This is a genomic window from Nguyenibacter vanlangensis, assembly GCF_013376155.1.
GTDB lineage: Bacteria > Pseudomonadota > Alphaproteobacteria > Acetobacterales > Acetobacteraceae > Gluconacetobacter > Gluconacetobacter vanlangensis.
In genome coordinates this window covers 1-13,740 of sequence record NZ_JABXXP010000040.1, presented here as the reverse complement: position 1 = coordinate 13,740, position 13,740 = coordinate 1, and the positions used below count along the sequence as shown (strand labels likewise).

Genomic DNA, 13,740 nt, shown 5'->3' with positions numbered 1-13,740 from the left:
GCGCTGCTGGAGGAGCGTGGCCTGCGCCCGGCGATGCAGCCGCGCGTCGACCTGGTGTCGGGCGCCGAGCCGGGGGCGGCCGACCTGGAATTCAAGGTCGAGATGGAACTGCTGCCCGAGATCGCGCAGCCGGACCTGTCGGATTTGGCGCTGACGCGCCTGAAGGCCACTCCGGACGCCGAGACGATCGACAAGGCGCTGAAGGACATTGCCGGCCGCCAGCGCAGCTTCGAGACGATCGACGAAGTGCGTCCGGCCACCCAGGGCGACGTCGTGGTCGTGGATTTCGTCGGCAAGGTCGATGGCGAGGCGTTCGAGGGCGGTACCGCCGAGGACGTGAATGTCGAGATCGGCGGCGCGGGCTTCATTCCCGGTTTCGCCGAGCAGATCGAAGGCATGACGCCGGGTGAGGAAAAGACCATCGCCGTGACGTTCCCCGCCGATTATTCGGCGGCCGAGCTGGCGGGCAAGGACGCGACTTTCGACATCAAGGCGAAGGGTCTGAAGCGCCCGGTGGATGTCGCGATCGACGACGAGATGGCCAAGAAGATCGGCTTCGAGGGGCTGGAGCAGGTCCGCGAGGCCATCACCAGGCAGGTCGAGCAGGAATACGCGCAACTGTCGCGCCTGCGCATCAAGCGCGACCTGCTGGACGCCCTGGCCGGGAAGACCGACTTCGAGGCGCCGCAGGGCATGGTCGAGGCCGAGTTCGCCCAGATCTGGCAGCGGGTCGAGGCGGATCGCAAGGCCGGCGAGCTGGATGAGGAAGACAAGGAGAAGGACGAGGAGACCCTGCGGTCCGATTACCGCAAGATCGCCGAGCGCCGGGTGAAGCTGGGCCTGCTGCTGGCCGAGATCGGCCGGCTGAACGCGATCACGGTCACCCAGGATGAGATGATGCAGGCCATCCGTGCCGAGGCCATGCGCTATCCCGGCCAGGAGCAGGCGGTGTTCGAGTTCTTCCGCAAGAATCCGCAGGCGACGGAGAGCCTGCGCGGCCCGATCTTCGAGAACAAAGTTGTCGATTACGTGATCGAGCTGGCCAAGGTCGAGGAAAAGGACGTCACCCCCGAGGAACTGGCCGAGATCCCGCCCGCCGACCTGTAAGCCGGTCGATTCCGCGATTCCCCGATTCTGGGTTCTCGATCCCGGGTCTCAATCCTGGGGCCAAGCCCCCGGTGCGGTTTGCCGCGCCGGGGGCTTGGCGTTGTTCCGCGGGATCCTGGGCGCCCGGGTTGCGGCGGAGCCGCGCAGGCCGTTGTTTTGGCGCGCGGATCGGCCCGGCGCAGGGCCGGCGGTGCATCGGCGTGGGCTCTAATCGCCGTGAAATGACGGGGGTGGGGTGGTATCCGCGCGGTTTATCTCTATCTTGATCAGCATAACCGGGGAATGACCCGGCCGTCGGTTCCGGCCGGCGCGCGTGCCCCGGCGCGTGTGCCCGCGGGACGATGTGTCGGGTCTTCGCGTTTTCAGGAACGGGAATGAGACTATGAGGGATCGGGATCCCGTGGAGATCTTCAGCAACGCCCTAGTGCCCATGGTGGTCGAGCAGACCTCGCGCGGGGAGCGGGCCTTCGACATCTATTCCCGCCTGTTGCAGGAACGGATCATCTTCCTGACCGGGCCGGTCTATGACCAGGTCGCCTCGCTGGTGTCGGCGCAGCTTCTCTATCTGGAGAGCGTGAACCCGACCAAGGAAATCTCGTTCTACATCAACAGCCCCGGCGGCGTGGTGTCGGCGGGCCTGGCGATCTATGACACGATGCAATATATCCGCAGCCCGGTCAGCACGGTGTGCATCGGCCAGGCGGCATCGATGGGGTCGCTGCTGCTGGCCGGCGGCGAGAAGGGGCGGCGTTTCGCCCTGCCGAATGCGCGCGTCATGGTGCACCAGCCGTCGGGCGGCGCGCAGGGACAGGCCAGCGACATCGAGATTCAGGCGCGCGAGATCCTGACGATTCGCCAGCGCCTGAACGAAATCTACGAGCAGCATACCGGCCAGTCGCTGGAAGAGATCGAACGCAAGCTGGAGCGCGACAGCTACATGTCGGCCGAGGAGGCGCTGGCGTTCGGCATCGTGGACGAGGTGGTGCGCAATCACGCGGCACCGGCGCCAGCCAAGAGTTGAGGGGGGTGGGCGCGATTTTTTGCTTTGCGGCGTCCGTCGGCTTGGGCAGGGTTGAAGGAAACCCTGACCCGAGTCAGGATTTTCGGTCCCGGTCCGGACGCCACGGCGTTTCGGCTGCCCGGGCGTAGGAGCGGTTATGAACAACAAGTCCAGCGATTCGAAGAACACGCTATATTGCTCGTTCTGCGGCAAGTCGCAGCATGAGGTCCGGAAGCTGATCGCTGGTCCGACTGTCTTCATCTGCGACGAGTGCGTCGAGCTGTGCATGGATATCATCCGCGAGGAGCACAAGACGCATCTGGTGAAGTCGCGCGACGGCGTGCCGACGCCCAAGGAGATCTGCAAGGTCCTGGACGATTACGTGATCGGCCAGTTCCATGCCAAGAAGGTGCTGTCGGTCGCGGTCCACAACCATTACAAGCGCCTGGCCCACAGCCAGAAGAACAACGACGTCGAGATCGCGAAGTCGAACATCCTGCTGGTCGGGCCGACCGGGTCGGGCAAGACGCTGCTGGCGCAGACGCTGGCGCGCATCCTGGACGTGCCGTTCACGATGGCGGACGCGACCACGCTGACCGAGGCGGGCTATGTCGGCGAGGATGTAGAGAACATCATCCTGAAGCTGCTGCAGGCCGCCGACTACAACGTCGAGCGGGCGCAGCGCGGCATCGTCTATATCGACGAGATCGACAAGATCTCGCGCAAGTCGGACAATCCGTCGATCACCCGCGACGTCAGCGGCGAGGGTGTGCAGCAGGCCCTGCTGAAGATCATGGAAGGCACGGTGGCCTCGGTTCCGCCGCAGGGCGGGCGCAAGCATCCGCAGCAGGAATTCCTGCAGGTGGACACCACCAACATGCTGTTCATCTGCGGCGGCGCCTTTGCCGGGCTGGACAAGATCATCAGCGCGCGCGGCAAGGGGTCGGGCATCGGGTTCGGGGCCGACGTGCAGTCGCCCGACGAGCGGCGCACGGGGGCGATCCTGCGTGACGTCGAGCCCGAGGACCTGCTGAAATTCGGCCTGATCCCCGAATTCATCGGCCGTCTGCCGGTGGTCGCGACGCTGGAGGACCTGGACGAGGCGGCGCTGATCGAGATCCTGACCAAGCCCAAGAATGCGCTGGTGAAGCAATATGCGCGCCTGTTCCAGATGGAGGGGGTGAAGCTGACCTTTACCGAGGATGCGCTGAAGCAGGTGGCGCAGCGGGCGATCGCGCGGCGCACCGGCGCGCGCGGCCTGCGGGCGATCATGGAGAGCATCCTGCTGTCCACCATGTTCGACCTGCCGGGACTGGAGAATGTGGACGAGGTGGTGATCAACAAGGATGTCGCCGAGAGCAAGACCAGTCCGGTCTATGTCTACGGCAAGGAGAAGCCGGCCGAGCAATCCGCCTGAAACCCGGCCGGGGGCGCCCTGTCGGGCGTGCCCCGGGCCTTTTTCCTGGCATGCCGGGCCTTGTGCCGCCCGGGACTGGCGTGCCGTTTTTCCCCGTCATTCGGGGACCTTGCCGCGGCGGTCCTGAATGACGACATGATAGTCCGAGTGTTCGCGGCTGCGAGCACGCCGGGCGGCGCAGGCCTTGTATGGGTGCCCGCCCGGGATCGTCCTTCAGGAGGTCATACGACATGTCCGATTCCGAGCGGCAAGACCGCGGCCCTTCCGGCGCGGAAAAGCGCGTTTCCGGCGCGGCTCCGGCCGAATCGAACGATAATGTGCAGAATGTTTCAGGCGGTCCCGACATGATGGCGGTGCTGCCGCTGCGTGACATCGTGGTGTTTCCGCACATGATCGTGCCGCTGTTCGTCGGCCGCGAGAAATCGGTGCGCGCGCTGGAAGCGGTGACCAAGCACGACAAGCAGATCCTGCTGGTGGCGCAGAAGAACGCGTCGCAGGATGATCCGGCGGCCGACGACATCTATCGCTACGGCACGGTTTCCACGATTCTGCAGTTGCTGAAGCTGCCCGACGGCACGGTGAAGGTGCTGGTCGAGGGCAGCCGGCGGGCGCGCATCACCGCGCTGCACGAGGTCGAGGGGTATTTCGAGGCCGAGATCGCGCCGGTGACCGAAGAGGCCGCCAGCGGCAGCGAGGGCGAGGCGCTGGGCCGCACGGTGGTGTCGCAGTTCGAGCAATATATCAAGCTGAACAAGAAGATCGCGCCCGAGGTCCTGGTCTCGCTGAACCAGATCGAGGATCTGTCGAAGCTGGCCGACACGATCGCCAGCCATTTGAACCTGAAGATCGCCGAGAAGCAGGAAATCCTGGAAATTCCGGGGGTCAATGCGCGCCTGGAACGTGTCTTCGCGCATATGGAGGCCGAGATCGGCGTCCTGCAGGTGGAGAAGCGCATCCGCAACCGCGTCAAGCGGCAGATGGAGAAGACGCAGCGCGAATACTACCTGAACGAGCAGTTGAAGGCGATCCAGAAGGAGCTGGGCGAGGGCGAGGAAGGCAAGGACGAGACGTCCGAGCTGGAGGAGCGCATCGCCAAGACGCGCCTGCCCAAGGAGGCGCGCGACAAGGCGCTGGCCGAGCTGAAGAAGCTGCGGACCATGAGTCCGATGTCCGCCGAATCGACGGTGGTGCGGAACTATCTGGACTGGATCCTGAGCATTCCGTGGAAGAAGCGCTCGAAGATCCGCCGCGACATGGATGCGGCCGAGACGGTCCTGGATGCCGATCATTACGGCCTGGACAAGGTCAAGGAGCGGATCCTGGAATATCTGGCGGTGCAGAGCCGCGCGCAGAAGATCAAGGGGCCGATCCTGTGCCTGGTGGGGCCGCCGGGCGTGGGCAAGACCTCGCTGGCGCGGTCGATCGCCAAGGCGACGGGGCGGCAATATGTGCGCATGTCGCTGGGCGGCGTGCGCGACGAGGCCGAGATTCGCGGCCATCGCCGCACCTATATCGGGTCGATGCCCGGCAAGATCATCCAGGGGATGAAGAAGGCCAAGACGTCGAATCCGCTCTTCCTGCTGGATGAGATCGACAAGCTGGGCGCCGACTGGCGGGGGGATCCGTCCTCGGCGCTGCTGGAGGTGCTGGACCCCGAGCAGAACGGCAGCTTTGCGGATCATTACCTGGAGGTCGATTACGACCTGTCGGACGTGATGTTCGTGACCACGGCCAACAGCCTGAACATGCCCCAGCCGCTGCTGGACCGCATGGAGGTGATCCGCCTGTCCGGCTATACCGAGGATGAGAAGGTCGAGATCGCCAAGCGCCATCTGCTGGCCAAGCAGGGCGAGGCGCACAGCCTGCGCCCCGATGAATGGTCGGTCAGCGACGATGCGTTGCGCGAGCTGGTGCGCAGCTATACCCGCGAGGCCGGGGTGCGCAACCTGGAGCGCGAGATTGCAACCCTGGCGCGCAAGGCGGTCCGGGAAATCGTGACCGGCAAGGCCAAGAAGGTGGCGATCACCCGCAAGAATCTGGAAAAATATGCAGGCGTGAAGCGCTTCCGCTATGGCGAGACCGAGGCCGAGGACATGGTCGGCGTGGTGACCGGCCTGGCCTGGACCGAGGTGGGCGGCGAGATCCTGACCATCGAAAGCGTGATGGTGCCGGGCAAGGGCGCGATTCGGCAGACCGGCAAGCTGGGCGACGTGATGCAGGAAAGCGTGGCCGCGGCCCTGTCCTATGTCCGGAGCCGGGCGGTGAATTTCGGCATCAAGCCGACCTTGTTCGAAAAGCGCGACCTGCATGTCCACGTGCCCGAGGGGGCGACGCCGAAGGACGGGCCGTCGGCCGGTATCGCCATGGCCACGTCGCTGGTCAGCGTGCTGACGGGCATTCCGGTACGGCGCGACGTGGCGATGACCGGCGAGATCACGCTGCGCGGCCGCGTGCTGGCCATCGGCGGGCTGAAAGAGAAGCTGCTGGCCGCCCATCGGGCCGGCATCCGCACGGTGTTCATCCCCAAGGATAACGAGAAGGACCTGGTGGACATCCCCGACACGGTGAAGAAGGGGCTGCGAATCCTGCCGGTGGCCCATGTCGACGAGGTGATCGGCCAGGCCCTGGTGACGCGTCCAGAACCCATCGAATGGTCCGAGGAGGCCGAACCGGTGGCGTCGTCGAATCAGACTGCGGGAATCGCCGCCCCATCTCTGCCGCATTAAATGTGTCAAAAACGCACCAGCCCCCCGGTTTGGCGGAGTTTTCCGCCATTGCCGGGGGGCTGGTTGGTTGACGCGGACAAAAACGGCTGCATAGTGCGGCGCAATGCGGTGCAGGCGATCACATCGGTCCCGGCGCGCGCGCAGTAGAAGAAAGGCGTAAAATGGAGAAGCCACTTAACAAGCAGGAACTCGTCGCCGCGGTGGCCGACGACGCCGATCTGCCGAAGGCGAAGGCGGGCGAAGTGGTCGATGCCGTGTTTGGCGCCATCGAGAAGGCCCTGTCCAAGAAGCAGGAAGTCCGGCTGGTGGGTTTCGGCACGTTCGTGACCGCGACGCGCAAGGCAGCCAAGGGCCGCAATCCCCGCACGGGCGAGGAAATCGACATTCCGGCATCCACCTCGGTGCGCTTCAAGCCGGGCAAGAACCTGAAGGAAGCCGTGAGCTGATCAGGCTCTGACGGTCTGCGGGGCTGGGGCGGCCGTGTGGGTCTGCCCTGGTCCCCGTTTCTGCGGAACCGGGGCAGGTTCCGCTTTCTGGTATAATACCTCGCTTTGGACCTCGCTTTTGGGGCGATTAGCTCAGCGGTAGAGCGTCTCGTTTACACCGAGAGGGTCGGCGGTTCGATCCCGTCATCGCCCACCATTCCGTCCCCGAGGGGATCCGGGCGGACGTCCGGAAAATTCGACCGAAAGATCCGTCCGGTCGGTTGACGGGTCCTGGGGGGAGGATTAAACACCCCCTCACGCCTTCGCGGGTGTAGCTCAGTTGGTTAGAGCGCCGGCCTGTCACGCCGGAGGTCGCGGGTTCGAGCCCCGTCACTCGCGCCACGGCAACGATGCCGGATCGTCGGGCGGCGATGCGCAGGGTGGTGTTCCACCGCGCAGTATTCGCCGAAAAATATTCACCAGAAAATCGAATTTAATATTGGTGCGGAGCGCAAGTAAAAGGCGCTGAACGTGCGTCCGTGGGCGATATTTCCGTCATCACGGGAATGTGCCCAACCCGACGGGGGCTGGCGCACTGGTCGCTTCGGATTCTTGGGTCTAACCTTCCGAGCGATGGAGCCTGGCTTCGGGGCCGGCTTCGTCAAGCCGCCGCAGCGGCGTGCCATCAGCGCGGGAGAGCCTCATGCAGTCCGTTCTTGCGGATTACTTTCCGATTCTGATCTTCGGTGTGATCGCGGTCGTGATTGCCGGGGCGATGCTGGGAAGTTCCCTGCTGTTCGGTCACCAGAAGCCCTATGCCGAGAAGGTTTCGGCCTATGAATGCGGGTTCGAGGCGTTCGACGACGCGCGGCGGCGCTTCGACGTGCGGTTTTACCTTGTTTCGATCCTGTTCATTATTTTCGATCTCGAGGTCGCCTTTCTTTTTCCCTGGGCGGTCAGCCTGTCGCGGATCGGCCTGTTCGGCTTTCTGTCGATGATGGGCTTCCTGGGCGTCCTGACGGTCGGGTTTGTCTATGAATGGTGCAAGGGCGCGCTGGATTGGGATTGAGCGAGGGAAGGGAGAGACGGGCATGAGCACCGCCAACGCGACGGGCGAGGCGCAGGACGCCATCGCCTGGAACCGGGACATGCTGCCGCCGGGGCCGGAGCAGGATGCCGTGATCAAGGGCATTACCGGTGAGATCACCGAGAAGGGCTTCGTCGTCGCCAATCTGGACAAGCTGGTGAATTGGGGCCGCACCGGCAGCCTGTGGCCGATGTCCTTCGGCCTGGCCTGCTGCGCGGTGGAAATGATCCATGCCTACATGCCGCGCTATGATCTGGACCGGATGGGGATCATTCCCCGGGGCTCGCCGCGCCAGTCGGACGTAATGATCGTGGCCGGTACGCTGACCAACAAGATGGCCCCGGCGCTGCGCCGCGTCTATGACCAGATGGCCGAGCCGCGCTGGGTGATCTCGATGGGGTCGTGCGCCAATGGCGGCGGATACTACCATTATTCCTATTCCGTGGTGCGCGGCTGCGACCGAATCGTGCCGGTGGATGTCTATGTCCCCGGCTGCCCGCCGACGGCCGAGGCACTGATCTACGGCATTCTGCAACTGCAGAAGAAAATCCGCAGGACAGGGACGATTCTCCGTGGCTGACATCGGACGTGACCTGACGGGCGCCGCCGCGTCCGCCGCCTTGGCGCGCGGCAGTCTGGGGGCGCTGGCCTTCACGCTGTCCACCGCGGTGCCGGGCATCCATTCCGCCGCGATCGAGGGGGGCGAACTGGTGGTGCGGACCAGCCGCGCGCGGCTGATCGGGCTGATGGAGATGCTGCGCGACGATCCGCGCTATGCCTGCGAACAGATGATGGATCTGTGCGGGGTCGATTACCCCGAGCGGGCGGAGCGATTCGAGGTCGTCTACAACCTGCTGTCGGTTTCGCACAACCACCGGATCCGGGTGGTCGTCACCACCGACGAGACCAGCCCCGTGCCGTCGGTCCACCTTTTATGGCCGTCGGCGACCTGGTGGGAGCGCGAATGCTACGATTTGTTCGGCGTGCTGTTCTCGGGCCAGCCGGATCTGCGGCGAATCCTGACCGATTACGGATTCGAGGGGCATCCGCTGCGCAAGGACTTCCCGCTGACCGGCTATGTCGAGATGCGGTACGACGAGGACCGGCGCCAGGTGGTCTATGAGCCGGTGAAGCTGACCCAGGATTTTCGCAATTTCGATTTCGAATCGCCATGGGAGGGCATCCTGACCCTGCCGGGCGACGAGAAGGCGCACGAGACCCGCCAGGGGCTGAAGCTGCCGCGATGACCGGGGTGAAGGGAGGCGACCGATGAGCGACATTGTCCTTCACGAGGATATTCCGGAAAGCCTGCAGCCGGGCGGCGGCGTGCCGGCGCCGGGTGCGCGGACGGTGGAAATCGATTCGCACGCGCTGAATTTCGGCCCGCAGCATCCGTCGGCCCATGGCGTGCTGCGTCTGGTGCTGGAGATGGAGGGCGAGGTCGTCGCCCGCGCGATACCGCATATCGGGCTGCTGCATCGCGGCACCGAGAAGCTGATCGAATACAAGACCTATCCCAAGGCGCTGCCTTATTTCGACCGGCTGGATTACGTCTCGCCGATGTGCGAGGAGCAGGCTTTCGCGCTGGCGACCGAGAAGCTGCTGGGGATCGAGATCCCGGACCGCGCGAAATGGATTCGGGTGATGTTCGCCGAGCTGACGCGCATCCTGAACCATATCCTGAACCTGACATCGTTCGGACTGGATTGCGGCGCGCTGACCCCGGCCCTGTGGGGGTACGAGGAACGCGAGAAGCTGATCGAGTTCTATGAGGCCGCGTCGGGCGCGCGGTTCCACGCCAATTATTTCCGCCCCGGCGGCGTCGCGCGCGACCTGCCGGCCGGGCTGGAGGAACGGATCGCCGAATGGGCGCGGCAATTCCCCGCCTGGATCGACGATCTGGAATCGCTGCTGACCAATAACCGGATCTGGAAGCAGCGCACGGTGGGGATCGGCGTGTTCACCACCGAGCAGGCGCTGGCCTGGGGGTTCAGCGGGCCGTGCCTGCGGGCGTCGGGCGTGCCATGGGACCTGCGCCGCACACAGCCTTATGACAATTACGACAAGGTCGAATTCAACATCCCGGTCACGCGTCAGGGCGATTGCTATGACCGCTATCTGGTCCGGGTGGCCGAGATGCGCGAGAGCGTACGCATCGTCGAGCAGTGCCTGGCGCAGATGAAACCTGGCCCGGTCAAGATCCAGGATCACAAGATCACGCCGCCGCCGCGCCGCGAGATGAAGCGGTCGATGGAGGCGCTGATCCATCATTTCAAGCTGTTCACCGAAGGGTACCACGTGCCGCCGGGGGCGACCTATACCGCGGTCGAGAGTCCCAAGGGCGAATTCGGGGTCTATCTGGTCGCGGACGGCAGCAACCGGCCCTATCGATGCAAGATCCGGCCCACCGGATTTGCCCATCTGCAGGCGATCGACGAGATGTCGCGCCGGCACATGCTGGCGGACGCGGTGGCGATCATCGGATCGCTCGACCTGGTGTTCGGTGAGATTGACAGGTGAAAGAGATGTCCGCTCATTCCCCCATTGACCAGATCGCGCAGCCCGACAGCTTCGCCTTCGATGCCGAGAGCGAGGCGCAGATCGCGGCGATCCTGGCGAAATATCCGGCCGAGCGGAAGGCCAGCGGCACGCTGCCGCTGCTGTATGTCGCGCAGAAGCAGATGGGCCGGCAGACCGGCAGCGCCTGGGTGCCACGCGCGGCGATGGACGAGATCGCCCGTCGGCTGGAGGTCGCGCCGATCCGCGTCTATGAGGTCGCGACCTTCTACCTGATGTTCAATACCCGCCCGATCGGGCGCCATCATCTGCAGGTCTGTACCACGACCTCGTGCTGGCTGCGCGGGTCGGACGAGGTGGTCGCGGCCTGCAAGGAGGCGACCGGCATTTCGGCCTTCGGCCAGTCCAGCGCGGACGGGCTGTTCACCCTGACCGAGGTCGAATGCCTGGGGGCGTGTGCCAACGCGCCGATCCTGCAGGTGGATGACGATTATTACGAGGATCTGGACGGGCCGCGCACGATCGAACTGATCGAGGCGCTGCGGCGTGGCGAGCGCCCCGCGTCGGGCCCGCGCATCGACCGCATGGGCTCGGCGCCCGCGGGTGGACGCAAGACGCTGACGGACAGTCCCGCGGACCATGCGGCGGACCATCCGGCGAATCTGGGCTGAGCGGGAGAGACGGGGATGCTGCAGGACAAGGACCGGATCTTCACCAACCTGTACGGCCAGCTTGATTGGCGCCTGGCCGGCGCCCGCCAGCGCGGGGACTGGGACAATACGGCCGAGATCCTGGCGCGCGGGCGCGATGCGATCGTCAATGAGATGAAGGCGTCGGGCCTGCGCGGGCGGGGCGGGGCGGGATTTCCGACCGGCGTGAAATGGTCGTTCATGCCCAAGGCTTCGGACGGGCGGCCGCATTACCTGGTCATCAATGGCGACGAGTCCGAGCCCGGGACCTGCAAGGATCGCGAGATCCTGCGCCATGAGCCGCACAAGCTGATCGAAAGTGCGCTGATCGCGTCCTTCGCGATGGGGGCGCACACGGCCTATATCTATATTCGCGGCGAGTTCTACAACGAGGCGCGGCATCTGCAGATGGCGATCGACGAGGCCTATGCGGCCGGGCTGATCGGCAGGAATGCGGCCGGATCGGGCTGGGATTTCGATTTCCACATCCATCGGGGGGCCGGGGCCTATATCTGCGGCGAGGAGACGGCGCTGCTGGAGAGCCTGGAGGGCAAGAAGGGCCAGCCGCGCATGAAGCCGCCATTCCCGGCGGCGATGGGCCTGTATGGCTGTCCGACAACGGTGAACAATGTCGAGAGCATCGCCGTGGCGTCGACGATCCTGCGGCGCGGGGCGACGTGGTTTTCCTCGCTGGGCCGGCCGAACAATGCCGGCACCAAACTGATGGCCATTTCGGGCCATGTGAACACGCCCTGCGTGTTCGAAGAGGAATTGGGGGTGCCGCTGAAGGAGATCATCGAGAAACATGGCGGCGGGGTGCGCGGCGGATGGGACAATCTGCTGGCGGTGATTCCGGGCGGCTGTTCGGTGCCGGTGCTGCCGGCATCGGTCTGCGAAACCGTGCTGATGGATTATGACAGCCTGCGCGCCGAGCGGTCGGGGCTGGGCACGGCCTGCATGATCGTCATGGACAAATCGACCGACATCGTCCGCGCGATCGCCCGGTTTTCGCAATTCTTCAAGCATGAGAGCTGCGGCCAGTGCACGCCGTGCCGCGAGGGCACAGGCTGGATGATGCGGGTGATGCAGCGCATGGTCGAGGGGCGGGCCGAGATCGACGAGATCGATATGCTGGAGCAGGTGACGCGCCAGGTCGAGGGGCACACGATCTGCGCCCTGGGCGATGCGGCGGCGTGGCCGATCCAGGGTCTGATCCGCCATTTCCGCCCGGTGATGGAGGAGCGGATCCGGGCCTACAAGGCAGCCCATGGCGGGCGGATCACGCAGGTGCCGGCGCAGGCACGCATTCCGGTGGCGGCGGAGTAGGGGTGATGGTGAAGGTTACCGTCGACGGGATCCAGGTCGAGGTCCCCAACGGGTCCAGCGCGCTGCAGGCGTGCGAGGCGGCGGGCAAGGAAATCCCGCGTTTCTGTTTTCATGAGCGGCTGTCGGTCGCGGGCAATTGCCGCATGTGCCTGGTGCAGGTGGTGCGTGCGCCCAAGCCCGTGGCGTCCTGCGGGTTTCCGGTGGCGGAGGGGATGGAAATCCTGACCGACACCGACATCGTGCGCAAGGCGCGGCGCGCGGTGATGGAGTTCCTGCTGATCAACCATCCGCTGGATTGCCCGATCTGCGACCAGGGCGGCGAATGCGACCTGCAGGACCAGGCGTTCGGCTATGGCGCGGATCATTCGCGCTACCAGGAAGCCAAGCGGGCGGTGACGGACAAATATCTCGGCCCGCTGGTCAAGACGGTGATGACGCGCTGCATCCAGTGCACGCGCTGCGTGCGCTTCGCGACCGAGATTGCCGGCGTGCCGGAACTGGGCGCCGTGTCGCGCGGCGAAAACATGGAAATCACCAACTATGTCGAGAAGGCGCTGACATCGGAATTGTCGGGCAACCTGATCGATATCTGTCCGGTGGGGGCGCTGACGTCCAAGCCCTATGCCTTCGTGGCGCGGCCGTGGGAGTTGAAGCGCACCGATTCCATCGACGTGTCCGACGCGGTCGGCACCAATATCGGCCTGCATGTCCGCGGCGGCGCGGTGCTGCGCATCGTGCCGCGCGTCAATGACGCGGTGAACGAGGAATGGCTGGCGGACAAGGGGCGGTTTTCGGTCGACGGGCTGAAGCATCGCCGGCTGGACCGGCCGTGGGTGCGGGTGCACGGCAAGTTGCAGCCCGTATCCTGGCAGGATGCGTTCGTGGCCATCGGCCGCCGGCTGGACGGCGTGGCGGGCGAGCGGATCGGCGCCATTGCCGGCGATCTGTGCGACGCCGAAAGCATGATGGCGCTGAAGGACCTGCTGACGGCGCTGGGGTCGAAGAATATCGATTGCCGGCAGGATGGGGCGGAGTACGATCTGTCCAGCCGGGCCTATTACACGTTCGGCAGCACCATCGCCGGGATCGAGGAGGCGGACGCGCTGCTGATCGTGGGGTCGATCCCGCGCCAGGAGGCGCCGGTGCTGAACGCGCGGATCCGCAAGCGCTTCCTGGCAGCCGGGCGCGGGGGATTTCCGATCGGCATGATCGGCGTGCCGACGGCCGATCCGACCTATCAGGCGCAGGTGCTGGGCGACGGGCCCGTCGTGCTGGCGGGCCTGCTGGATGGCAGCCATCCGTTTGCCGGGACGCTGAAGGCGGCGAAGCGGCCGATGATCATTCTGGGCCACGGCGCGCTGGTGCGCGACGATGCGCGCGCGATCCAGGCGGCGTGCTGGGCGCTGGCGCGGGAGGTCGGCGCGATCGGCGCCGGGTGGAACGGGT

12 protein-coding genes and 2 tRNA genes are annotated in these 13,740 nt (G+C 65.3%); all 14 read left to right on the top strand.

All coding sequences use genetic code 11. The annotated features are described in order from the left end of the window. Nucleotides 1-1,107: trigger factor (gene tig / locus HUK84_RS04660; protein WP_176639221.1), on the top strand; the 1,107-nt coding region annotated here is incomplete at its 5' end. Nucleotides 1,108-1,489: 382 nt separating this feature from the next. Next, complete coding sequence (clpP, locus tag HUK84_RS04655; RefSeq protein WP_176639220.1) at nt 1,490-2,128, top strand: ATP-dependent Clp endopeptidase proteolytic subunit ClpP; 639 nt, start codon at nt 1,490-1,492, stop codon at nt 2,126-2,128. A 136-nt stretch (nt 2,129-2,264) separates the two neighbouring features. Next, on the top strand, nt 2,265-3,524 hold the full coding sequence (gene clpX / locus HUK84_RS04650; RefSeq protein WP_176639219.1) for an ATP-dependent Clp protease ATP-binding subunit ClpX: 1,260 nt from the start codon (nt 2,265-2,267) through the stop codon (nt 3,522-3,524). Nucleotides 3,525-3,868: 344 nt separating this feature from the next. Further along, nucleotides 3,869-6,250 (top strand): endopeptidase La, encoded by a 2,382-nt coding sequence (gene lon / locus HUK84_RS04645; protein ID WP_246285391.1) that lies wholly within the window; start codon nt 3,869-3,871, stop codon nt 6,248-6,250. A 161-nt stretch (nt 6,251-6,411) separates the two neighbouring features. Continuing rightward, on the top strand, nt 6,412-6,696 hold the full coding sequence (locus HUK84_RS04640) for an HU family DNA-binding protein (RefSeq protein WP_176639217.1): 285 nt from the start codon (nt 6,412-6,414) through the stop codon (nt 6,694-6,696). A 121-nt stretch (nt 6,697-6,817) separates the two neighbouring features. Beyond that, nucleotides 6,818-6,892 (top strand) — tRNA-Val (locus tag HUK84_RS04635). A gap of 108 nt (nt 6,893-7,000) precedes the next feature. Next, nucleotides 7,001-7,077 (top strand) — tRNA-Asp (locus tag HUK84_RS04630). 301 nt (nt 7,078-7,378) lie between these two features. Beyond that, the gene (locus HUK84_RS04625; protein WP_176639216.1) at nt 7,379-7,744 is read left to right on the top strand and encodes an NADH-quinone oxidoreductase subunit A; all 366 of its coding nucleotides are present in this window, start codon (nt 7,379-7,381) and stop codon (nt 7,742-7,744) included. Nucleotides 7,745-7,766: 22 nt separating this feature from the next. After that, the gene (locus HUK84_RS04620) at nt 7,767-8,342 is read left to right on the top strand and encodes a NuoB/complex I 20 kDa subunit family protein (protein WP_176639215.1); all 576 of its coding nucleotides are present in this window, start codon (nt 7,767-7,769) and stop codon (nt 8,340-8,342) included. Between the two features lies 1 nt (nt 8,343). Then, nucleotides 8,344-9,009 carry an NADH-quinone oxidoreductase subunit C gene (locus HUK84_RS04615; RefSeq protein WP_317135234.1) on the top strand — a complete coding sequence of 222 codons (666 nt, stop codon included), beginning with the start codon at nt 8,344-8,346 and terminating at the stop codon, nt 9,007-9,009. A gap of 22 nt (nt 9,010-9,031) precedes the next feature. Next, nucleotides 9,032-10,282 (top strand): NADH-quinone oxidoreductase subunit D, encoded by a 1,251-nt coding sequence (locus HUK84_RS04610; RefSeq protein WP_176639214.1) that lies wholly within the window; start codon nt 9,032-9,034, stop codon nt 10,280-10,282. Between the two features lie 5 nt (nt 10,283-10,287). After that, nucleotides 10,288-10,950 carry a complex I 24 kDa subunit family protein gene (locus tag HUK84_RS04605; RefSeq protein WP_176639213.1) on the top strand — a complete coding sequence of 221 codons (663 nt, stop codon included), beginning with the start codon at nt 10,288-10,290 and terminating at the stop codon, nt 10,948-10,950. A gap of 15 nt (nt 10,951-10,965) precedes the next feature. After that, entirely contained in the window at nt 10,966-12,294 is a 1,329-nt protein-coding gene (gene nuoF / locus HUK84_RS04600; RefSeq protein ID WP_176639212.1) for an NADH-quinone oxidoreductase subunit NuoF, read from the top strand. Nucleotides 12,295-12,299: 5 nt separating this feature from the next. Then, nucleotides 12,300-13,740: NADH-quinone oxidoreductase subunit NuoG (gene nuoG, locus HUK84_RS04595; RefSeq protein WP_176639211.1), on the top strand; the 1,441-nt coding region annotated here is incomplete at its 3' end.

Bases quoted from the DNA above. Each gene is read 5' to 3' on its own strand.
- nuoF (WP_176639212.1), top strand. From the start codon at position 10,966: ATGCTGCAGGACAAGGACCGGATCTTCACCAACCTGTACGGCCAGCTT.
- clpP (WP_176639220.1), top strand. From the start codon at position 1,490: ATGAGGGATCGGGATCCCGTGGAGATCTTCAGCAACGCCCTAGTGCCC.
- HUK84_RS04620 (WP_176639215.1), top strand. From the start codon at position 7,767: ATGAGCACCGCCAACGCGACGGGCGAGGCGCAGGACGCCATCGCCTGG.
- HUK84_RS04605 (WP_176639213.1), top strand. From the start codon at position 10,288: ATGTCCGCTCATTCCCCCATTGACCAGATCGCGCAGCCCGACAGCTTC.
- clpX (WP_176639219.1), top strand. From the start codon at position 2,265: ATGAACAACAAGTCCAGCGATTCGAAGAACACGCTATATTGCTCGTTC.
- HUK84_RS04640 (WP_176639217.1), top strand. From the start codon at position 6,412: ATGGAGAAGCCACTTAACAAGCAGGAACTCGTCGCCGCGGTGGCCGAC.
- HUK84_RS04610 (WP_176639214.1), top strand. From the start codon at position 9,032: ATGAGCGACATTGTCCTTCACGAGGATATTCCGGAAAGCCTGCAGCCG.
- HUK84_RS04625 (WP_176639216.1), top strand. From the start codon at position 7,379: ATGCAGTCCGTTCTTGCGGATTACTTTCCGATTCTGATCTTCGGTGTG.
- lon (WP_246285391.1), top strand. From the start codon at position 3,869: ATGATGGCGGTGCTGCCGCTGCGTGACATCGTGGTGTTTCCGCACATG.